This window comes from Blautia aquisgranensis (assembly GCF_040096615.1).
GTDB lineage: Bacteria > Bacillota > Clostridia > Lachnospirales > Lachnospiraceae > Blautia_A > Blautia_A aquisgranensis.
On record NZ_JBBMEJ010000014.1, the window covers coordinates 1 to 22,762 of the forward strand.

19 protein-coding genes and 1 pseudogene are annotated in these 22,762 nt (G+C 42.1%); 6 read left to right on the forward strand and 14 right to left on the reverse strand.

Features of this window, described 5'->3' with window-relative positions:
- The 14 genes and pseudogenes from WMO28_RS11655 to dnaA form a co-directional block, all read right to left on the reverse strand.
- Positions 1-885, reverse strand: a pseudogene (locus WMO28_RS11655) (hypothetical protein); the annotation flags it as partial.
- Between the two features lie 400 nt (positions 886-1,285).
- Positions 1,286-2,287, reverse strand: a complete 1,002-nt coding sequence (locus WMO28_RS11660; protein WP_349057084.1) for a helix-turn-helix domain-containing protein — start codon at positions 2,285-2,287, stop codon at positions 1,286-1,288.
- Positions 2,288-2,518: 231 nt separating this feature from the next.
- Positions 2,519-3,811, reverse strand: a complete 1,293-nt coding sequence (gene murA, locus WMO28_RS11665; RefSeq protein ID WP_178644905.1) for a UDP-N-acetylglucosamine 1-carboxyvinyltransferase — start codon at positions 3,809-3,811, stop codon at positions 2,519-2,521.
- Between the two features lie 172 nt (positions 3,812-3,983).
- Positions 3,984-4,493, reverse strand: coding sequence for a shikimate kinase (locus WMO28_RS11670; RefSeq protein WP_178644907.1), 510 nt, complete (start codon positions 4,491-4,493; stop codon positions 3,984-3,986).
- Between the two features lie 57 nt (positions 4,494-4,550).
- On the reverse strand, positions 4,551-5,132 hold the full coding sequence (locus WMO28_RS11675; RefSeq protein WP_349057086.1) for a flavin reductase family protein: 582 nt from the start codon (positions 5,130-5,132) through the stop codon (positions 4,551-4,553).
- Positions 5,133-5,146: 14 nt separating this feature from the next.
- The gene (locus WMO28_RS11680; protein WP_349057087.1) at positions 5,147-6,817 is read right to left on the reverse strand and encodes a putative manganese-dependent inorganic diphosphatase; all 1,671 of its coding nucleotides are present in this window, start codon (positions 6,815-6,817) and stop codon (positions 5,147-5,149) included.
- Positions 6,818-6,852: 35 nt separating this feature from the next.
- Complete coding sequence (locus WMO28_RS11685; protein ID WP_178643935.1) at positions 6,853-7,758, reverse strand: S1 RNA-binding domain-containing protein; 906 nt, start codon at positions 7,756-7,758, stop codon at positions 6,853-6,855.
- 538 nt (positions 7,759-8,296) lie between these two features.
- On the reverse strand, positions 8,297-8,764 hold the full coding sequence (locus WMO28_RS11690; protein WP_178644187.1) for a DUF1002 domain-containing protein: 468 nt from the start codon (positions 8,762-8,764) through the stop codon (positions 8,297-8,299).
- A 399-nt stretch (positions 8,765-9,163) separates the two neighbouring features.
- Positions 9,164-10,039: a 16S rRNA (adenine(1518)-N(6)/adenine(1519)-N(6))-dimethyltransferase RsmA gene (gene rsmA, locus WMO28_RS11695; protein ID WP_349057089.1), complete on the reverse strand. Its 876-nt coding sequence runs from the start codon at positions 10,037-10,039 to the stop codon at positions 9,164-9,166.
- A 31-nt stretch (positions 10,040-10,070) separates the two neighbouring features.
- Positions 10,071-12,839, reverse strand: a complete 2,769-nt coding sequence (locus WMO28_RS11700) for a hypothetical protein (RefSeq protein ID WP_349057090.1) — start codon at positions 12,837-12,839, stop codon at positions 10,071-10,073.
- A gap of 100 nt (positions 12,840-12,939) precedes the next feature.
- Positions 12,940-14,031, reverse strand: a complete 1,092-nt coding sequence (gene recF / locus WMO28_RS11705) for a DNA replication/repair protein RecF (RefSeq protein WP_178644183.1) — start codon at positions 14,029-14,031, stop codon at positions 12,940-12,942.
- A 4-nt stretch (positions 14,032-14,035) separates the two neighbouring features.
- Positions 14,036-14,242, reverse strand: a complete 207-nt coding sequence (locus WMO28_RS11710) for an RNA-binding S4 domain-containing protein (protein ID WP_178644181.1) — start codon at positions 14,240-14,242, stop codon at positions 14,036-14,038.
- Positions 14,243-14,509: 267 nt separating this feature from the next.
- Positions 14,510-15,625, reverse strand: coding sequence for a DNA polymerase III subunit beta (dnaN, locus tag WMO28_RS11715; protein WP_178644179.1), 1,116 nt, complete (start codon positions 15,623-15,625; stop codon positions 14,510-14,512).
- Between the two features lie 277 nt (positions 15,626-15,902).
- Complete coding sequence (dnaA, locus tag WMO28_RS11720) at positions 15,903-17,270, reverse strand: chromosomal replication initiator protein DnaA (RefSeq protein WP_349057091.1); 1,368 nt, start codon at positions 17,268-17,270, stop codon at positions 15,903-15,905.
- 585 nt (positions 17,271-17,855) lie between these two features.
- On the opposite strand from dnaA, the gene rpmH reads away from it, so the two are divergent.
- From rpmH to mnmE, 6 genes are all read left to right on the forward strand, one after another.
- Positions 17,856-17,990: a 50S ribosomal protein L34 gene (gene rpmH / locus WMO28_RS11725; protein WP_005423866.1), complete on the forward strand. Its 135-nt coding sequence runs from the start codon at positions 17,856-17,858 to the stop codon at positions 17,988-17,990.
- A gap of 82 nt (positions 17,991-18,072) precedes the next feature.
- Complete coding sequence (gene rnpA / locus WMO28_RS11730) at positions 18,073-18,435, forward strand: ribonuclease P protein component (RefSeq protein ID WP_178644176.1); 363 nt, start codon at positions 18,073-18,075, stop codon at positions 18,433-18,435.
- The gene (gene yidD / locus WMO28_RS11735) at positions 18,413-18,625 is read left to right on the forward strand and encodes a membrane protein insertion efficiency factor YidD (protein WP_092072376.1); all 213 of its coding nucleotides are present in this window, start codon (positions 18,413-18,415) and stop codon (positions 18,623-18,625) included. The genes rnpA and yidD overlap by 23 nt, the downstream gene beginning before the upstream one ends.
- Before the next feature lie 83 nt (positions 18,626-18,708).
- Complete coding sequence (locus tag WMO28_RS11740; protein WP_349057092.1) at positions 18,709-20,031, forward strand: membrane protein insertase YidC; 1,323 nt, start codon at positions 18,709-18,711, stop codon at positions 20,029-20,031.
- Positions 20,032-20,052: 21 nt separating this feature from the next.
- Positions 20,053-21,063 (forward strand): RNA-binding cell elongation regulator Jag/EloR, encoded by a 1,011-nt coding sequence (jag, locus tag WMO28_RS11745; RefSeq protein ID WP_349057093.1) that lies wholly within the window; start codon positions 20,053-20,055, stop codon positions 21,061-21,063.
- 241 nt (positions 21,064-21,304) lie between these two features.
- On the forward strand, positions 21,305-22,681 hold the full coding sequence (gene mnmE / locus WMO28_RS11750) for a tRNA uridine-5-carboxymethylaminomethyl(34) synthesis GTPase MnmE (protein WP_349057094.1): 1,377 nt from the start codon (positions 21,305-21,307) through the stop codon (positions 22,679-22,681).
- Positions 22,682-22,762: the final 81 nt, after the last annotated feature.

Here is a 22,762-nt window from a genome sequence, read left to right on the forward strand (position 1 = left end):
CTCTTCTGCAGGTGTCTCCGTTACTTCCGGCTCTTCTGCAGGTGTCTCCGTTACTTCCGGCTCTTCCTCAGGTGTCTCCGTTACTCCCGGCTCTTCTGCAGGTGTCTCCGTTACTTCCGGCTCCTCTGCCGGTGTCTCCGTTACTCCCGGCTCTTCCTCAGGTGTCTCCGTTACTTCCGGTGAATCCCACATCACAGCAAAAACTGCTACATTCGCGGTCTCAACCTGAATTGTCTGCAGTCCTCTATTCTCGTTTACATTCAGAACCTTTAATTCTTCATTCGGCTGTAAAGTATTGATCTCTGTCTCATCTGTACTGCCGTTATAATGAAGTTTCACTGCTGTCACGCTGGTATTTGCCACATCACTGAGCTCAGGTACCATCGGGTTCTTATATTCGATTGTTATCCTCGCCCTGCCATTCAGCTCTGCCCTGTTTCCGTCAACATCTGCAAAATACACATCATACGCTGAAAATCCTCTTAAGATGCTTCCTTTATCTTCAGCTGCTTTCGTAAGTTTCTGAGAAACAGTATCATAAGACACTGAAGAATTCTCATTCACTGCATCTGCCTTCAGCGTTGTATTCTGCGGAAGAGCTCCCTCCTCCAATGCGTCTGCTGTTACTTTAATGGAATCATCTTCATATGTAAGCGTAGTTTGCTGCGCCTGTTCTTCCTGGTCTGCGCTGCCTACATCCGTTGTTACTTCTTCGGCTACTGGCTCAGATGCAGATTCGCCATCTGTGAATATATCCTCCGTTCCCTCCCCAAATACTTCACTTGCGGAGATTGTGTATGCACTCGGCATACAGGACACCATCAATGCCAAAGCCAACATAAATGCCAGGAGTTTTCTGATTTTAATTTTCTTCGATTTTTTCATACCATTCCCGCTTTCCTATGTGTGCATTAACGTGTACTATAACTCTTATTATCTTATTTATCGTTATATTCCTTTCTGCAAAAAAAAAGCTTTATGTTTTTTAACCAGTACACTTCATGTACCGCACAGATTTTAATTTTTTATAATTAAAGCTGTCAATAGAGTCAATTTCTAAAATATAGCTCTTATATTTTCAAACATTAGCAAAAAAATCATCTTATATATGATATTTGTAAGTTTTTTTTGCTTTTGAATGATTTTTTCAATTAATATCTGCTTATTTATGTATTTTATTATACATCACACTAAATTTCTCTGTAATACCCATTTATACCCAAAAAAGTGCCCCCGCAATCAAGCAGATTTCTCTCTTGACCCCAGGGGCTTCTGTTTTTCTTAATTAACTTAGCATATACTTCTTCAGTTCCTCTCGCTTCTTCACATTCAGCTTACTGAAAATATCCGTAAGATAATGTTTTACTGTATTTACAGAAATTTCCATATATGATGCGATTTCTTTATTTGTCCATCCGTCGCTGGCCATCATCGCGATTGAAAACTCCATCGCAGAAAGCTCATTTGTCACCTTTCTCTTCGCCTTTGTATTATGGATCTCCATCCAGCCTCTGCTGAAAGACATAACACCTTCTATGATACGCTTGTATACATCTGCATCTGTTTTTCGGATACACACTTCGATCAATCCGCGCAAAACACCATGATGTTCAATAAAGGGTTCTAAAAATCCATCCTTCTCAGCCAATACCCAGCCCTTCATTAATTCTTCCTGCGCTTCTTTTTTATGTCTTCTGTTGATCATACACATCGCCATAATGCACTGGATATAGATCATGCTGATCGGATACACATTCTCGGCCATAAACATCGCTGTCCGGCACATTCCATATGCGCTCCAGTATTCACCCTTCAGATACGCCTGATGTGCCATCACATACACTGCAAAAAGCTTCACACCTCCCGGAAGCATGCTGCTGTATTTCCAAAGATCAGGAATCTCATCTGCCGGCTGATGCAATAAAACAGTCCCAATATAACCTGCCAATATACAGAAGGCATACGTCTCCTCCGAAGCATCTGTATATCGGAGTTTTTTCATACAGTCCCGGATTCCATCCAGTCCTCTCCTTGCAGCTGCACTGTTGCCAAGCGTCATATTGGCATACCCATAAAGCATGCATGCCGAAAGCCGCAGCTCCATTGTCTCATCCTCCAGATAAAGTCTCGCGATCTCACTGCATTCCTTTGCCTTTCCTGAAAAATAGAAAAACTCCGCCCTGGCAATATTCCGGACATCCTTATCCTCAAACTGCTCTACCGTTTCTAGTGCCTTTCCCGGCTCAAAAGCAGAATTCAAAAGTGGCAGTACTGTACGTTTTTCCACTCACATCATCTCCTCTGATCAAATCAGCGCTTATCCTAAACCTCAGCCACCACTTTTTTATGAAGCATCGCAGTATCCCAGGCTCCGAATAGTGTACTATTTATATGTATAATTATACTCCATAAATATCCAAAAATAAATTCCAAGTTTTCCATAAAATATAAAAAGAGCTCCCTGGCATTCATATACACCTGGGAACTCTTTCCTGATCATTTCTTATTTGTCAAGGCTTCATCCAACACGAAGCTTGAATTTCTGGATTTCTTTCTCACTGGAAACTCTCTCGATCTCAGCACCGAGACTTCTCAGCTTCTCTTCAAAATTCTCATATCCTCGCTGAATATAAACAATATCATCAACAATCGTTACACCCTCTGCTGCCAGTCCTGCGATAACAAGAGCTGCACCTGCACGAAGGTCCGGAGCACTCACACGAGCACCTGTAAGCTTTTTCACACCATCAATGATAGCGGAATTGCCCTCCACCTTGATGTTCGCACCCATACGTGAAAGCTCATCTGCATATTTGAAACGATTCTCAAAAATACTCTCTGTAACAATGCTTGTACCCTCAGCCAGTGCCAGAGTAACTGCGATCTGTGGCTGCATATCTGTAGGATAGCCCGGATATGGCAGTGTCTTAACATGAGTACGATGAAGTGTATGCGGTGCACGTACACGAACGGCATCATCAAACTCCTCAACCTCACAGCCAATCTCCTCGAGCTTCGCTGTTGTAGCCTCCAGATGCTTCGGAATAACATTACGTACTGTAACATCTCCGCCTGTAGCTGCTGCTGCAAACATAAATGTACCCGCTTCGATCTGATCCGGAATAATGGAATATTCTGTACGGTGAAGCTTCTCAACGCCACGAATACGGATCACATCTGTACCGGCGCCCTTGATATTGGCACCCATGCTGTTCAGGAAGTTGGCAACATCAACAACGTGTGGCTCTCTTGCCGCATTCTCGATAATTGTACGTCCTGCTGCCATGGAAGCTGCCATCATAATATTGATCGTAGCACCAACAGAAACCACATCCAGGAAGATATGGCTTCCGTGAAGATTCTCAGCCTTCGCAACGATCGCACCATGACGAATATCCACATCTGCACCAAGAGCACGGAAGCCCTTCAGATGCTGATCGATCGGTCTGCTGCCGATATTACATCCGCCCGGAAGCGGAACCTCTGCATGCTTATATTTTCCGAGCAGCGCACCCAGAAGATAATAAGACGCACGGATCTTTTTGATAAATTCATAATCTACACTGAGATTGCCGATGGTAGAACCGTTGATCTTTACAGTGGATTTATCAACACGTTCAACCTGAGCACCGATCTCAGAGATTGCCTCAAGAAGAACATTGATATCTCTTACATCCGGCAGATTCTCAATTAATATAGTTTCATCAGTCATAATGGCTGCTGATAATATCGCAAGAGCAGCATTCTTCGCGCCTGCAATATCCACTTCTCCAACCAGAGGATTGCCGCCTTTAATCACATACTGTTCCATAACACACCTCTATTATTTTACTCCTCTATGAGCAGAAAATTTCTCTGAATTTATTAGTTCTCATCACTCTCTTTATGCGGAAACATATGTTCCACAAGCCCTTTTTTAGGTCAGTTGTATATTATAACACATATTTCGCATTTGTAAACAATTTATAACGAAAACGTGTCTGTTACGCTTTCTCTCCCCGTTTCAGTGCTTCAAGCACCAACTGAAGGCTTCCCTCCAAATCTTTATCTTCTTCATCAACAATGATGTCTGCGTATTTCTCATATAATGGTGTCCGTTCCTCATAAAGACTCTCAAGCGTCTGTCCATCTTTAAGCAGAACTCCACGTCCTTTCAGATTACCGAGACGTTTTGAAAGAAGATGCAAAGATATCTTGAGATACACCACAACGCCTTCGGATCTCAGATGCTGCATTGCCTCATCACAGTACACCACACTTCCCCCTGTGGCGATCACTGTATTCTCAACCTGGATAGATGCATTCACACGATTCTCAACCGCCTTGAAACCCTCCGGTCCATCCTGCTCGATGATCTCACTTAAGGTTCTTTTCTCTTCCTTCTGGATGATCAGATCTGAGTCAATAAACTGGTAACCAAGTACCTTCGCAAGTACAACACCTATGCTGCTTTTCCCTGCACCAGGCATTCCTATCAGCGTAATATTATTCATATTGTGTCCTTTCATTTTAGCATAAAATCCCTTAAATCTCAATGCTTCCGCAGTACGTTACTTCTTTCGTTTATTCGTCTTTTTCTTTACACTGTAGCCAAAAGTTCCCACCTTACGCCCCCCTGCCAGGTATTCTCCATGGGAATAAACCAGAAGTCCCGCATTGTTGAGCTGAAACTTGTTGTTTTTATCCATGTATGCTTCATCTGCATGAACCGCAAGTACATCTGCAAGAAACATATCATGCGATCCCAGTTCTTTAATCTCACGTACCCTGCACTCAATGGAAACCGGTGACTCCCCGATCATAGGTGCAGATACATACTGTGCTTTTTCTTTTGTAAGATTCAGCTTCTGAAATTTATCAACATCCCTGCCGGAACGTACTCCGCAGAAATCTGTTGCAAAAGCCAGTTTTTCTGTTGTCAGGTTGATGACAAATTCTCCCGTTTTCCGAATCATATCATAAGAATAACGGGAAGGTCGGACTGAAATATAAGCCATTGCCGGATTGGTACAGACCGTTCCTGTCCATGCCACCGTGATAATGTTGTCATTTCCTTCGCCATCTGTGACACTCACCATCACAGCCGGCAGCGGATAGATCATATTTCCCGGCTTCCATAACTGTTTTACCATTGCTTCCGGCCTCCTTATGCATAATCGCTGTTCATAAGCTGAGCAGCCTCCATCATAGCCGGAATCAGCTGTTTCTTTCGGGATACCACTCCCTTGAGATGGAACGTATCATTCTCCGGCTTGCGCTCAAAAGCGATCTCCGCCATCTTCTCACTTCCCTCACCATAGAAAAGAAGCTCTGTGGATTCCTCCAGAATATTAGTCAGCATAAAGTAAACTCTTGTGATATCATGACGTCCACACTCGCTTACCATAAACGGCAGCAGTTTTTCTTTAATCTCTTTAAGCTCTTCGCTGTCCATGGAACTGATCTGTCCAACACCAAACGAAACATTTCCCTCGCCGATAAATTTCTTGTAATCCTGGTAAAAAATCTCCTCAGGGGATTTATCCTTCAGGTTACTTCCGGCAGAGAACATCTCTCTTGCGAACTCCTCGATGTTGATTCCTGCGATCAGTGCAAGTGCGCTGGCTGCGATCTTATCCTTCTGTGTACATGTCGGCGAACGGAACATCAGCGTATCCGAAATGATTGCCGCACAGAGAAGTCCTGCGATCTTTTCCGGAATCTCCAGTCTCTGCTCACCGTAAATTTCATAGAGAATCGTTCCTGTACATCCAACCGGCTCATTGCGGAAGGAAACCGGTGTCATGGTCTGCAGTGTTCCAAGCTTATGATGATCGATGATCTCAAGGATCTCCGCCTTCTCAATATTGTCAACAGCCTGATCCACCTCGTTATGATCCACAAGCACAACCTTTTTCTTGTGCATATCCAGAAAATTACGTCTGGAAATCGTTCCGATACATTTTCCGTGAGGATTAATGACCGGGAATGCTCTGTGGCGGTTCTTTACCATGACTTCCTGAATATCGTCTGTAAAATCCTCGGTGTTGAATGTTACCATATTATCACGTTTCATAACATAATTTACCGGAATACTCTGATTGATCAGACGGGCGATATTAAAAGTATCATACGGTGACCGGATGATTACGATATTTTTTTCATGGGCAAGCTTCACAACCTTCTCGGAAACTACGATATTCAGTCCTACGATAATACAGCTTACATTCTGGCTGATTGCCTGAAGATGATCCTCCTCACGGTCTCCCATGATGATCATATCATTCTCCTCGATATAACCCTCCATCATTTTCGGGTTGGCTGTTCCCACGAGAACTTTTCCCTTTATAAAATATCCGTGGCTGTTTCCCTCAACAACTTCTCCGCCTACAGTCTCTGCAATTCTCTGATACTGCGTTCTCGCATTGGAAAGCAGATAGCTGTCTGTCGTATCCATGTATGTCTTTGCAATATCGCCAATAGTCACAAGACCTTCCAGGCAGCCGTCCTTATCACGGATCGGAAGAGATACGATTGCGTTCTTCTGCATCAGATCCCAGGCATTTTTCAGAGACATGCTCTTGTCTGCCGGCGGGCTGATGCGGATATCCATATCCTTGACCTGTGTGCCGATATTTCCAAGATAAGCCGGCGGCTGTACGCCAAAACGATTCAGCACATATCTGGTTTCCTCGTTGATCTGTCCGGCTCTCTTCGGAATATATTTCTTGTTCTGTGTGGTTCTGTTCTTAATATCTGCATAAGCAATGGCCGAACAGATGGAATCCGTATCCGGATTCTTATGTCCGATTACAAATATTCTCTCCTGGTTTTTCATTCACATCCATCCTTTTTCATCCAAAAATTATCGATCTAATTCAATTTGATATTGGCAAAAAGTGAGCCAAGGGATGTGGTTGCTTCCTCACCGGATTCCGGCAGTTCAAAAGTCTCTTCCTCAACCTCTTTTGCCATCAGGTCTGAAGCTTCCTTGATGCTTAAGCTGAGCTTGCCATCTTTGATCGCGATCACCTTAACCTTGACCTTATCTCCCACGCTGACAGCCTCTGAAGGCTTCTTGATCCTTTTTTCGCAGATCTGGGAAATATGTACCAGGCCGGAAACTCCGTTTCCAAGATCAACAAAAGCACCATACGGCTGCAGGCTCTCAACAGTTCCCTCTGTCACAAAGCCAACTTCGATATTCGAGATCTTATTTCTGCGCTCCTGCTCAGCCTTCTCACGGAGTAGTTCTTTCGCGGAAAGTACCAGTCTCTTCTTTTCTTTATCAACATCAATAACCTGCACCTGAAGCGGTTTATTCAGATATTCTTCTGTATCCTCAACATAGCTCAATGCCAGCTTGGATGCCGGGATAAAGCCGCGCACGCCTTCCACATAAGCAATAGCGCCACCATTTACGATTCCCTTCACAACAACATCCAGCGCCTCACCGGATTCCTGAAGTTCTTTCAGCTTATCCCATGCAAGAACCTCCGCTGCCTCTGCTCTGGAAAGCAGGATATTTCCCTGTCCATCATCTTTGCGAAGAACAGTTGCCTGAATCTCTTCGCCCGGCTGAACAGCTTCTTTTATATTAAATCCCGGCTCTCTGGAAAATTCCTCTGCCGGAATAAATCCCTCCGCATAATATTTAAGATCAAGAACAACTCCTGTCTCGTCAACACTTACTACTGTACCGGTGATAATATCACCCTCTTCAATTTTCTTAAAAGAAGCTTCCAGCTCCTGCTCAAAATCCTTCATAGACTCCGCCATTTCCTGACCTCCCGTTCATGCTTTCATCTTTTTATTATTTACCGTAATTATTATAGCATGCGCTTTTCTCCTGCGCCATGTTTTTTTGGCTGTTCAATCCGGCTATTAACGCCATTTCCGGCATCTTTTTCAAAAACTCTCTTTCTTCTACAAAAAAAGCCTCTGTCTTAATAACAGAAGCTCCATTTCCCCAAAAACATAATTTCCCGTAAAACGAGGAGTGCCCCGGTAGTGGCTTACCGGGGCGATTATTATGAAAAAAATTGTATGTGTAATGATACAGATACACACCATTACAGCGTCTTTCGTACTGTTCTTTCGAACTATTGTTATAGTAACAGGTAAATATGAACAGAATATGAACGCACCGTGAACTTTTAGCGTATTTGCACAATTTCTTTATGTTTTTTCCTCTTTTTTTATAAAAACGCCACATTTATATTTCTATAACTTGTCTTAAATATTGTACATTTTATACATTTTATACAAAGTCAGAAACAGTAATCCCAATAAAAGTGACATTTCAAACACCTTCCTCTTACTGACGGGAAAGCATTCCTTTGATAAACTGAATTGCTTTCTCAAAAATATTTTTCACATCTGATTTTGTAACACCCATGTCTTTCAGAGTGCTGTATGCATCATCTACATATTTTTTGATCTGGTCATCACTAACGTCAATTCCGCGGAATCTGCTGATGATATTTACCAGTGAATTCTTATCATCATCAGAAAGAGACACACCATAATGGTCTGCTGCTTCATCAATTCCCTGTGAAATCTCATCGTCTGTAATCTGGTTGGAATCAAAAAGTCCCTTTACATAAACAATGATATCGCTTACCTTATCCGGATCTGCTGCAAGAGATTCAATCTCGTTATCTTTAAGAATCTCTTCTGCCTGACTCATAACAGAGCTGGAATCAGATGCCATAACCATCATTGGTGAAGTACAGGAAATGATTCCTGCAACAACCAGTGCTGTAATTCTGTTCATTTTTTTCATGATATTTTCCTCCATATGGGCTGCTGCCCTTATACATAAACATTGACTGTCTTTCAAGTAACAATAAACTTATTTCCCTTTTAACGTCCCCCAGTATAACACACCTGACCGGTACTCTGTAAACTGGAATTTTCCATTTTTCACAATTTGCAGGTCAGACTTTATGTATATTTCAGAAAATATATTCACAATATTTTCATATTTTCAACAAACTTCTCTAACATCTTACTTATACAATAAATATTGTAAATTTTTCATTACTTACTTCTGTCTGACACCTCAGACAGAACCTCCTTTCTATGACAAGTTATAGATGTGCAGATGGTAATCTCTCCATTTCCGTCTGCATCACGCAAAAAGAACCCGGAACAGCTGCCCGGGTTCTTTTTGTATCGTTTTTTATTTATTCTCTTCGTAAATACAGTTAGCAAGTTCAGCAAACTGTTCCAGCGTCAGTGCCTCGCCCCTGATATTCAGCGGAAGATTGCACTTTTCAAATATTCTCTCGAGATCTTCTTTTCCCAGGGAAAAATCTCCGGAATTTTTGATTCCGTTCACAAGAGTCTTTCTTCTCTGGTTAAAGGATGCACGGATCAGTCTGAACATGAGACGTTCATCATATACCTCCACCGGCGGCTTCTCGTAACGTGTCAGTTTAATCACTGCACTTCCCACCTTCGGTCTTGGCATGAAACAGTTCGGCGGTACATTCGCCACGATCTCCGGCTTCGCATAATACTGCACTGCCAGGGAAAGTGCTCCATAATCTTTGGTGCCCGGTCCGACCTGCATACGATCTGCAACCTCTTTCTGCACCATGACTGTAATCGAATCCACCGGAACATTCTTCTCAAAAAGTCCCATAATAATCGGTGTTGTAATGTAATACGGCAGGTTCGCTACTACCTTCACAGGCTTTCCGCCACTTTTTTCATCTGCGATCTTCTTGATATCTGTTTTCAGAATATCGTTGTTGATTACTGTTACATTATCCCAGTCCTTAAGCGTATCTTTAAGGATCGGAATCAGAGAACTGTCAATCTCCACAGCAGCAACTTCACGCGCTGCCTCTGCAAGATACTGTGTCATGGTTCCGATTCCGGGACCGATCTCCAGTATAAAATCATCCTTCGTGATTCCTGAAGAATCAATGATTTTTTCCAGAACATGTTCGTCGATCAGAAAATTCTGACCAAACCTTTTCTGGAAAACAAAATGATACTTTTGAAGGACTTCAATGGTATATTTCGGGTTACCAAGATAAGGTCTGGCCATATTTTTTACCTCTGCTTTTCTGTTTATTTAATCAGCTGAAATCCTTTTCAAGAAGTACGGTGTAACCATCACGGTCCACTCTCTTCTTAGATCGTTTGAATAATCCACCCTGAGCTTTTGCCATTGCATTGTCCAGCAATGTTTTTACTGTTCCGATGCACATCGGCTGATCTTCTTTCTGATTAACTCCGATCAGATTGTACAGTGCAAGCATACCCATCTGGTCAATACGGAATCCGTTCTCCATTGTGTATACTTTTGCAAAATTAACGAGCTCATCATTTGTAAATACCGGAATGTTGATCATGGATGTAAACTTCTTCGCAAACTTCGGATATCTTGCAATCAGTTTACGCATGCCAATCTTCTCATCTTCCAGAATGACGATCATTCCCTTTGTATTTCCGGTCATTACCTCATCAAGCTCATCTGCAGTTTCCTGTGAAAGCTGGTTTGCATTCTCAATAACAAGAAAACCTCCGGCAAGCTTCCGGGCAATTTCTGTAATATCTTTTCCATTAATGTCTTCTGCGAATATATAAGCAACCTTGGATGCCTCAATATTCAGTTCTTTACAGATTGCCGGAATCAAGCTTGAAATCAATCTTGTTTTTCCGGTTTCTCTGCCACCCATAACGATCACATTTCCTGTTCGTGAAGTTCTGTCTGTTGCACCCTTCTGTACATCACAAAGTACCTCGAGAATCTGTTCTTTCATTCCCGGAACTGCTACAAAATACGTAAACAGTTTCTTTTCTTCATCTGTAAGCTGTTTCTTTCTGGATATGATCTTATTCGGATCGCGTTCAGGCTGAAGGGTCTCAATGAACTTCTCAAGCTGTTCTTCCTCACTGAGTTCTTCTTCTTCATCATCCTCGTCCATATCATTATCTATGAGATCAGAAACAAAATCATCATCGTCTTCCATATCTGATTCTGCTTCAAGATCAAGGTTTACATTGAAATCATCATCACTGTATTCCTCTTCCTCATCAAGCGGCGTTTCTTCTTCCGCTATATTGGTTCGATCGTCAGAAAGCTCAAGTTCTTCTACAGGTTCTGCTTCGCCAGACTCTTTTACTATATCTTCCTCATTCAGATCTGCAATTGTGCCATCTTCTGCTGCTTTCTGCATTCCTGCAGGTCCGTTAAGAAATTCTGCTTCTGCAGCCTGGAGATCTTCCTCTGTAACCGGCTCCTCTTCTTCATCAAACACCAGATCAGGAATTCTCTTTTCTGATTCTGTATCTGCTTCCTGCTGTGCAGAAATCTGCGCCATAATGTCTTCAATATCAGCTGCATCCGGCTCCTCCGGAACAAACTCATCCGCAGCAAGATCCAGATCATCCTCTTCATCCGGCGATTCTTCTGTTACATCTGAAAACTGTACATCCGGAGATTTCTCTTCTTCCGGAATTTCAATTCCCTGCTCAGAAGCCGCTGCAAGAATTGTATCTTCCAGATTAAATTCTTTATCTTCATCTTTATCTTCGTTTTCTTCTTTTCCAACAGAAGCAGCAATATCATCAATACTGCCAAAAATTTCTGATGTATCCGGAAGATCTGCTGAAGCACTTGCATTCTCCGGATCTACATTAATCATAGACTTAGGAATTTTAAGCTCTGGCATACGGATCGTTGCTGAAAAATCCGGTTCTCCCGCTTCATTCAGCGGAACTCCAACGGATTTTTCTTCTTTCTCTTCTTCAAGCATCTCAGATACATTCTGAGAAAGCTCTTCCTCTACAGCCTTTTCAGCTTCAGATTCGACAGCTTCCTGATATGTCTCCTCTTCTTCTTTTTCCTCTTCGGCTTCCGTCTTCAGCTGAACCGTTCCTTCTGACAGATTAGAAACGCCTGTTTCCAGTTCTTCTTCAGCATTTTCAGATTCTGTGGCCTCGTTCTCTGTATCCTCCGGTTCTCCGGCAACTGTTTCTTTTTCCGCTTCCCCTTCGCTTTCTATTTCATCATCAGAAGGATTCTCATCCTCCTTCTCATCAGCATTCTCCTGACTTTCCGGAACTTCGTTCTCCTCAGATTTCTTACTTCCTCCAAAAAATTCTCTGAAACCTTTGGATATTTTTTCCTGAAGTGTCTCAGCACTGCTCAGATCACGTTCATCATCAATCTGAACTGTATCTGTAACCGGCGCTTCCTCATATTCAGGCACAGTAGTTTCTGTTTCTTTGGTCTCCTGAATCTCTTTCGCCTTTTCCGGCGGAATCAGATTCGGAATAAACTGTTTCTCATATTTCTCTTTCTCTTCACCTGTAAGAACGCCCATTCTCTGTTTCAGATCAAGAGCTTTCATCACATAGTTTCCATCGTTAAACCAGAGTACTATCTCATTGCAGAGATCCAGACATTTCTGCTTGTCTCCCGCTTTATAATAAAGCTTGGCCAGCTCATAGGACCATCTCTCTGTAAACTCCTTCTCCTTATATTCCTCAAGAATACGGATCTGCTCATTCAGAGATGCGTTCTTTGCTCTGGCAATCTTATATTTCAATATATACTGGCTGTTATCATTACCTGCCACTTCTCTGTATTCATCAAAGAATTCTGTAGCTTCACTGATCTGCCCCATCTTCAGGGATACCTCGATCAGACGGTAAAGTATGTTCTTACCGATCGGCGCTCTGTGATACGCAAGAAGAAAAATTTCCTTACTTTCCTCATAACGCTTGTTGGCTGCGTAAATCTCGCCCACAACACAAAGGGTACGGACATTTTTCACGCGACGCCAGTCGATGCTGTCAACGATCTGCATAGCGCCTTTGTAATCCTGGACTTCAACCATTTTGTTGATTTCTCCAAGCTTGACGCGAAACTCCTCTTTATCCAAAATATTCACCAACTTTCCATAATTAGAATCAGTTTACCATATGCATACGGGCTTGTCAAAACCCTTTAGGCATATAAACATGCCCTTTTACCACCTGAAAAACCTTGTTAATCTCAAACTGATGACTGACGAAATCATCCAGTCCCGTACAGGTGATCAAAGTCTGTATATCATGTATGCTTTCCAGCAGATAAGTCTGCCTGTTACTGTCCAACTCCGAAAGAACATCGTCCAGAAGAAGCACCGGTGTATCCTTAATTTTCTTCTTAACCAGATAAATCTCCGAAAGTTTCAGCGAAAGTGCCGCAGTTCTCTGCTGCCCCTGTGAACCGTACTTCCTGATATCGATCCCGTTCACCTTTACACAGAAATCATCTCTGTGCGGTCCCACAGAAGTCAGTTTCATCCGGAGATCACGCTCTCTGTTCCCCGACAGTTTCTGTTCAAATTCCGCAGCAGTCACACTGGGCTCATAAAGAATTTCCAGTTCTTCAATTCCACCGGTCAGTCCTCTGTGAAGTCCCTTCGCAATCTCATTAAGCTCCTCAACGAATTCTTCTCTTTTTTCGATGATCTTCTGTCCGTAACCGGTCATCTGTGCATCCCAGATATCCAGTGTATCCTTAAGTCCGGGATTCATATAACAGTCTTTGAGAAGACGATTTCTCTGGTTCACAATATGATTGTAGCTGGCCAGCTCCGTGATATAAACACCATCCAGCTGACAAAGCTCCGAATCCAGGAAATGTCTTCTCTCTCCCGGCCCATTCTTGATAATATTAAGATCCTCCGGAGAAAAAAACACAAGATTCACCACTCCCAGAAGCTCCCTCGCCTTGCGTATGGGCAGCCCGTTAATGGCAACTCCTTTTGCTTTGTTTTTCCGGAGGTGCATGTCTATTTTGTATGAAAGCCCGCCCTTTTTTACCATCATCCGAATATGAGCTTCCTCATTATCGAAACGGATCATCTCCCGGTCCTTGCTTCCCTTATGGGATTTACTGGTTCCTGCCAGATAAACAGATTCCAGAATATTGGTCTTTCCCTGGGCGTTATCGCCGTAGAGAATATTGGTCCCCTGATCAAAATTCATCTCCAGCGACTCATAATTCCTGAAATTATTCAATTTGATGGATTCAATGTACATTCCTTCACCCAATCACATAAATGTCTTTTCCATCATAGGAAATGGTATCTCCCGGATGTACTTTACGTCCGCGGCGATTCTCAACCTCTCCGTTCACCAGAACAAGGCCATCGTTGATCGCATATTTTGCTTCAACACCATCTTCCACAACTCCGGCCAGCTTCAGTGCCTGGCCAAGCTTGATAAATTCATCTTTTATTCTGATTTCCAATTCTTTTCCCTCTTAAAAATTATTCCATGTGTTATCACCCGGTAAAATCCGCTATATTACTCTTTCGGATTTTGTGGCAATTAAACTACCTCTTTCTGTTTTTTATAAAAAAGTGGTAGTTTTAAATTACCCCCTGATGACTGTTTTCAGAGTTTCGTGCTTATATAAAGCGTACGCAGCTGACGGACACCTGCTGCCAGCTGCATATTTTTCGCATAGTTTATACAGACTCTGTGGCATCTGTATGTTCATTATATTGTACAAATACTATCTGGCCTGGTTCTGATTAATGTTTACCGGAAGAATCAGATAGGTGTAACTTTCCTCTTCATCACGGATAAAGCATGGTGCCTTCGGGTTTACAAGATAGATTGTAACAGTCTCATCATCAATAACACGAAGTGCATCGATCAGGAATTTCGGGTTGAAACCGATCATGATATCTTTACCCTCTTTTTCAATATCAATCTCTTCATTCATGGAACCCATTGCAGAATCAATACGAAGCTCCATATCATCATCTGTGATATTGATAATAATCGGTTTCTTATCAACCTCACGAACCAGAAGTGTCGCACGATCGATACAATCCAGGAACTCTTTTTTGTTAATTTTCAGTTTTGTCTCATAATCACTGGAAAGCATCTGATCAATTCTGAAATATTCGCCCTCAATCAGTCTGGAAACTACCATCGTCTGGTCAAATTCGAACAGTATGTGGTTTTTTGTAAAGTAAATGCTGACCTGATCATCTACTTCACCGGACAGGATCTTACTTACTTCACTTAAAGTTTTGCCTGGAACTACCACCTTCCGGTCAGAATAATCTTTCTTAAGTGGCATTTTTCGGATCGCAATACGGTGACCATCCAGAGAAACTACCTTCAGGCAGTTATCTTTAATCTCAAAAAGTTCACCAGTCATCAGCTTATTGTTTTCATTGACGGCAATAGAAAAGATTGTCTGTCTGATCATCTCTTTTAACGTATACTGGGAGATCGTAAGTGGTTCATCTTTTTCGATCATTGGTAAATAAGCAAAATCTTCTCCTGATTTTCCTGGAATATTGAATTTTGCTTTTTCACAGGTGATGGTTGCAGCATATTTATCATCTGTTTTAATAGTAACATCATTATCAGGAAGTCGTCTGATGATCTCATAGAAAATTTTTGCATCAAGAGCAACCATTCCTTTTTCTTCTATAGTACCTTCAACAATTGTTTCAATTCCCAGTTCCATATCATTGGTGGTAAATTTGATCTGGTTTGTTGTTGCATCCATAAGAATACATTCAAGTATTGGCATGGTGGTTTTTGATGGAACTGCTTTGAGTGCGATACTTACACTTTTTAACAGATTTGATTTGGAGCAGATGATTTTCATAATGTGTATAACTCCCTTTCTGAGTAAATTGTGGTTTTTATAAATATATTTATAGAAAAAATCCGCCGTAACCGCCGTAGGGGCTCAGATTTTGTGAAAAACTCCCACAAGGCTGATGTTTTCAAGGTTTTTCGAGTGGGATAACTTTGTGTATAAGTGGTAGTTTCGGATGTGAATAACGGTGGGATAAAATTACCGCCGATTTTTCGCAAAAAAGTTGTACACATTCATCCACATACAATCAACACGTTATACACCAGTAATGTGGAAAACTTTCCTAACCTTGTGGATTAATCTTCTTTTTCAATATATCAATGGTATTTTTTAAGTTATCGTCGTTCTGCAATTCGTTTTCGATCTTTTCGATGCCGTGCATAACCGTTGTATGGTCACGGTTTCCCAGGGCTTTTCCAATATTTTTCAGTGGTGTGGAAATAATTTCACGGCAGAGATACATGGCAACCTGACGCGGCATAACGATCTTGGAGTTTCGCTTATTTCCACTTAAGTCAGCCGGTGTTACTCCGTAATGATCGGAAACAACGGAGATAATATATTCCGGTGTGATCACTTTTTTCTCATCCGGAGAAATAATATCCTTCAATGCCTGCTCGGCCAGTTCCAGAGTAACCTCTTTCTTTTCGAGTTTGGCTCCGGCCATAACTTTATTGAAAGCACCTTCCAGCTCTCGAATATTGGATTTGATATTGGTTGCGATGTATTTGATGACATCTTCGCTGATGCTGTAACCGTTCATCTCCTCATTTTTATGAAGAATTGCCATTCGTGTCTCATAATCCGGCAGTGTGATGTCTGCGATCAGACCCCATTCGAACCGTGAACGGAAGCGCTCTTCCAGGATTTCCATGTCTTTCGGAGGTTTATCCGATGAGATGATGATCTGTTTTTTGGCGCTGTGGAGACTGTTGAATGTATGGAAAAATTCTTCCTGTGTGGATTCCTTTCCTATAATAAACTGAATATCATCGACGAGAAGAACATCAATATTTCTGTATTTTTCACGAAATTTACTCATTGCTGTGTTATTTCCGTTTCGAATGGTTTCGATCAGTTCGTTGGTGAATTCCTCGCTAGTTACATAGAGAACCCGGCTGTTCTGGTCGTGTTCCAGTATGAAATGAGCGATGGAATGCATAAGATGGGTCTTACCGAGACCCGCGCCGCCGTAAATAAAAAGCGGATTATAGGTATCTCCCGGTGATTCGGCAACTGCAAGGGCTGCTGCCTGAGCGAATTTGTTATTGCTTCCTACAACGAAGGTGTCGAAAGTGTATTTTGGATTTAAATGAGCTTCTTCGTAACGTGTATCCTGAACCTGTTTATCATAGGAAGTATTTTTTTCTTTTTTCTTGGGGAGATCTTTTTCCAGGACGAAGCGAACTTCGCATTCTTCCATGCCTGTCAGCACACAGATCGTAACCTGGAGAGGTATTTTGTAGCGTTTACTGATGTAATTAACACCAATGCCGGCCTGCTCAGAGGGAACAATGACTGTTATCAGATTTCCGTCAACCTCATAAACTTTCAGCGGCTTAAGCCAGGTATTAAAAGGGACATCAGTCACCTCATATTCAGATTTGACAGTGTTAAGGATCTCCTCCCATTTTTCAATAACAGTGTTCATTTTTTCCTCCCATGAGTATTATAATAACCCCCAGCCTTCGACTGGAGACAGATATCCTTTTATATATTACAATGAAAAATCGGTTTTCGCAATGGAAAACGTGGATATTTTGGGGAAAACATTGGGGATAATATTGTGGATAACCTGGGGAAATAGATGTGGATTAGCGTGGAAAACAGTGTATAACCGTTAAAAAGGTTTCCATAAGTAGGTAGTTCGTGGAAAATGTGGAATATTTATGTGTATAAAATAATCCACTGCTGAAATACCGCATTTTAAAGGGATTTTTCAAAAAATCGCGAAAAAAATACCCTCGAAAAGTGGATAAATTCGACGGTAATCCACGAGTTATCCACAAGTTATCCACAAAATGTGGATAATGTTACGTAAACCATAAGCACTTTCCACATAAACGCCAAAATAAAAAAATGCAAGGTGGTGGTAGTTTTAAGAAACGTTGATTTTATCGGGTTTTTTGCAATTTTTACTTGACGAAAAGGCGGTTTATTTATATAATTGAAACGATGTTCTGAATGATAAGTTATTTCATAACAATTAAAAATAGATAAAGGAGGTGCTTTACCTATGAAGATGACATTTCAGCCAAAAAAGAGATCCAGAGCTAAGGTTCACGGCTTCAGAGCTCGTATGAGCACAAAGGGCGGACGTAAAGTATTAGCTGCAAGAAGATTAAAAGGAAGAAAACAGTTATCAGCATAAGCTGCAAGACCGCATTTATGTGGTCTTTTCTTCTATCCGGAGAAATATCCGCAGGAGCGGAATTTAATTAAGGAGGATTCGTTTGATAAGATCAGAGTCCTTAAAAAAGAATCAAGATTTCAGAGTTGTATATCAGAACGGAACATCATACGCAAATCGGCTTCTGGTGATGTACGTGCTGAAGAATCAGCACAAGAAGAATCGTCTGGGAATATCAGTAAGTAAAAAAGTAGGGAATAGTGTGGTTCGCCACAGACTCACCAGATTGATCAGAGAAAGCTATCGTCTCAACGAAACAGATTTTGACAGTAACCTTGATATTGTAGTTGTAGCGAGAGCCGGAGCGAAAGATAAAGGCTTTCACGAGATCGAGAGTGCACTTTTGCATCTTGCAAAAAAGCATCATATAACAGGGAATGAACATGATAAAGAAATTTCTGATTAAGATGATAAGACTCTATCAAAAATATATCTCGCCGATGAAGAGAACGAAATGTCCTTATATTCCCACATGTTCTCAATATGGTTTAGAAGCAATCGAAAAATATGGCGCATTTAAGGGAAGCCTTCTTGCGGTATGGAGGATATTGCGATGCAATCCTTTTTCCCACGGAGGCTATGACCCTGTGCCATGAATTATTTTGTGACTGTTTTGTCTCTTTTCCCGGGGCAGGGCAGTTACCGGACTTTTACAATTGAATAAGAAGTCTAGGAGGAAATGAATTTGGAACTGTTTTTAGCAACAAAAACCGGAACTCCTATTATCGGACAGATCGCGTCTGTGATGGGATGGATCATGGATGGCATATATAAGATGCTTGACGGCCTGTTCGGAATCCAGAACATTGGTCTTTGTATCATTATCTTCAGTATTCTTATCTTTGCCTTTATGACACCGCTGCAGATCAAGCAGCAGAAATTTTCCAAGTTAAGTGCCATCATGCAGCCTGAGATCCAGAAGGTCCAGAAGAAATATCAGGGTAAAAAAGATCAGGACTCTATGATGAAAATGAACGAAGAAACCCAGGCTGTTTATCAGAAATATGGTGTTTCTCCAACCGGTAGCTGTGTACAGTTAGCCATTCAGATGCCTATTCTGTTTGCTCTGTATCAGGTTATCTACCGGATTCCTGCTTACGTTGGAAGTGTAAAGAACATTTTTACTGGTGTAGTTGATAACCTGGTAGCTGTAAACGGATACACAGATATCCTGCAGCAGTTTATCACAGACCATTCCATGACACGAGTACGTCTCGTTATGGACAGTGCCGGAAATGCTACAAGTAACTCTATTGTTGATTTTCTGTATGCACTTTCCCCTTCCCAGTGGAAAGAGCTGGCACAGATGGATCAGTTTTCAGGATTTTCTGATGCGATCACAAAAGCATCCGGCAATATTTCCAAGATGCAGGGCTTCTGTGGCCTGAATATCGCAGACCAGCCGCTGTATTATATCATGGAATTCTTCAAAAATCATGGTTCTCTGTTACTTGCGATCGTAGCACTTCTGATCCCGGTTCTTGCATGGGCAACTCAGATGCTGAACCTGAAGCTTATGCCACAGGCAGCAACACAGCCGGCAGACGGAAATGATCAGGCCAGCGCAATGGCAAACTCCATGAAGACCATGAACATGGTTATGCCTCTGATGTCTGCATTCTTCTGTTTCACATTCCCGGTTGGTCTTGGTATCTACTGGATCGCCAGTGCTGTCGTTCGAAGTGCCCAGCAGTTTGCAATCAATCGTCATCTTGATAAGATGAACATTGATGATCTGGTTAATGAGAATATGAAGAAGATCGAAGCGAAACGTGCGAAGGAAGGACTTCCGCCGCAGAAGATTACAAATCAGGCTCATCAGTCCGCCAAGAATATCAATAAACCTGTAATTGATAAGGGTAACAGCGGAAACAATGGTGCTTCAGACAGAGCTCGCAAGGTTGATGAAGCTTATGCGAAGTCAAGAAATGCAAAAGCAGGAAGTATCACATCCAAAGCTAATCTCGTAAGAGATTTTGACGAGAGAAATAAGAAGAAATAATCAGGAACGGAGGGGTTCGTAATGGAGGATTACATTCAGTTTTCAGCAAAAACAAAGAATGAAGCTATCACAAAAGCGTGTCTTGAGCTTGGAACTTCCAGTGACCAGCTTGATATTCAGGTTATCAGTGAAGGCAGCTCCGGATTCTTCGGAATCGGCAGCAAACCTGCCGTGATCAAAGTTCGCAGAATCGAGCCAGTTTCTGATATGCAGGAGATCGAAAATCTGGTAGAGTCCGTTAAACTGGATGCTATTAAAGATGAGAAGAAATTAGACAAGCCGTTTACTCCGAATATGAAGAAAGAAGCTGCACCGAAAGCTGCTCCTGTAAAGGAGAAGAAACCGGTGAAAGCAGAAGCAGAACAGGAAGAGAAAACATCTGAAGAGGCACCTGTAAAGAATGCACAGCCAAAAGAGAAACCGGCAAAAGACTTCCAGCCGAAGGCAAAACCTGCACGTGAGAAACAGCCGAGAGCGCCGAAGGAGCCTCAGCCGAAGGAAACACGTGAGAAGGCACCGAAGCAGGGAAGACCGGTTGAGATCATCACTGATCCGGAGAAGATCAAAGAGATCGAAGAGAGAGCAGTTGTATTTCTTCGCGATGTATTTGGTTCCATGGATCTTGGAGAAGTGGAGATCACATCCAAATACAATACAGCAGATGGTTCTCTTGATGTAGATTTTGAAGGTGAGGACATGGGTATCCTCATTGGAAAAAGAGGACAGACACTGGATTCTCTCCAGTATCTGACAAGCCTTGTAGTAAACAAGGGCGAGTCCACTTACATTCGAGTAAAACTTGATACAGAGGATTACAGACGCCGTCGTAAAGAAACTCTGGAGAACCTTGCAAGAGGAATCGCTTTCAAGGTGAAGAAAACCAGAAAACCGGTAGTTCTGGAACCGATGAATCCGTACGAAAGAAGAATCATCCACGCATCTCTGCAGGGCAACCGCTATGTAGAGACAGTCAGTGAGGGTGAAGAACCTTACAGACATGTAGTGGTAAAGCTGAAACGCAATAATTATTGATTTCAGTACGACAAGCCGCACCCGGAGCGTATGCTCCGGGGGTGTGGCTTGTTTTTTTATGTGAAACTGGAATTTAGCATTGCAATATCTGCGACAATTATTTATAATCATGAAGAGATGTTATTCTAGGTGAAAGCGTGAATAACACGTGTTTTTGCGTGTAAAAAAAAGCTTTTCCGGGATAACTTTTTTTGTGTCCACAGAAAAGTTTGAATAATAGTTCAGAAAAGGAGAGTGAAGAATGGAAGAGACAACCATCGCAGCAATCTCCACAGCTATGAGTGCATCCGGCATCGGTATCGTAAGAATCAGCGGTCCGGAAGCCTTTGAGATCGCAGCAAAAGTATACCGTTCCAAGGGCGGAAAAAAATCTCTGGAAAATGTTCCAAGCCATACAATTCACTATGGATATATATATGATAACGAAGAAATGGTAGACGAAGTCCTGGTAATGGCCATGCGGGCACCTCGCACTTATACAGGAGAAGACACTATTGAAATTGACTGTCATGGCGGTGTTCTTGCCATGAAAAAAGTGCTGGAAACTGTGCTGAAACATGGGGCAGAAATTGCAGAACCGGGTGAGTTTACCAAGCGTGCATTCCTTAACGGAAGGATCGATCTGTCCCAGGCAGAGGCCGTTATGGATGTAATACAGTCCAAAAATGAGTACTCATTAAGGAATTCTGTGAGCCAATTAAGAGGTTCAGTCCGAAAAACAGTACAGCAAATAAGAAAAAAATTACTGTACCATATAGCGTACATTGAATCAGCATTAGACGATCCGGAGCACTATGATCTGACAGGATATTCGGAAGAATTAGAGGAGATTGTAGCAGAAGAGAAAGAAAAAATACAGGGACTGCTGAAAACATCTGGAGACGGAAAGATCATTCAGGAAGGCATCCGGACCGTTATATTGGGAAAACCAAACGCAGGAAAATCATCTCTCTTAAATCTGCTGCTGGGAGAAGACAGAGCCATTGTAACAGATATCGCAGGAACTACGAGGGATGTACTGGAAGAGTATATTAATCTGCATGGAATAACATTAAAGCTGGCAGATACAGCAGGAATTCGCCAGACAGAGGATATCGTAGAAAAAATAGGTGTGTCCAAAGCAAAAGAAATGGCAGCAGACGCAGATCTGATCCTGTATGTCGTAGATTCGTCCGTACCGTTAGATGAAAACGATGAAGAAATCATAAAAATTTTGCAAGAGAAAAAGACAATTGTTCTCTACAGCAAGACAGATCTTAAACCAGCCATAGATATAGAAGATTTAAAGAGCAGAATAAATCAGCCGGTAATCCCGATATCCGCAAAAGAAGAGACAGGAATCGAAGAACTGGAAGAAAAGATCCGTGAAATGTTCTTCAGCGGGGAGATCAACTTTAACGACGAAGTCTATATCACCAACGAACGCCACAGACAGGAGCTCCTGAAAGCACAGGAAAGCCTAACTCTGGTACAAACCAGCATTCAGTCCGGCATGCCCGAAGACTTCTATTCCATAGACCTTACCGACGCCTACGAAAGTCTCGGTCGGATTCTGGGAGAATCCATGGGTGAGGATTTAGTAAATGAGATATTCTCGAAATTCTGCATGGGTAAATAGAGCAAAGGAATGCAGAGGGGCCATGGCTTTATGGCCCCTTTGCGGTTTTCAAATTTACCAAAATAAAAAAGAATCAGAACA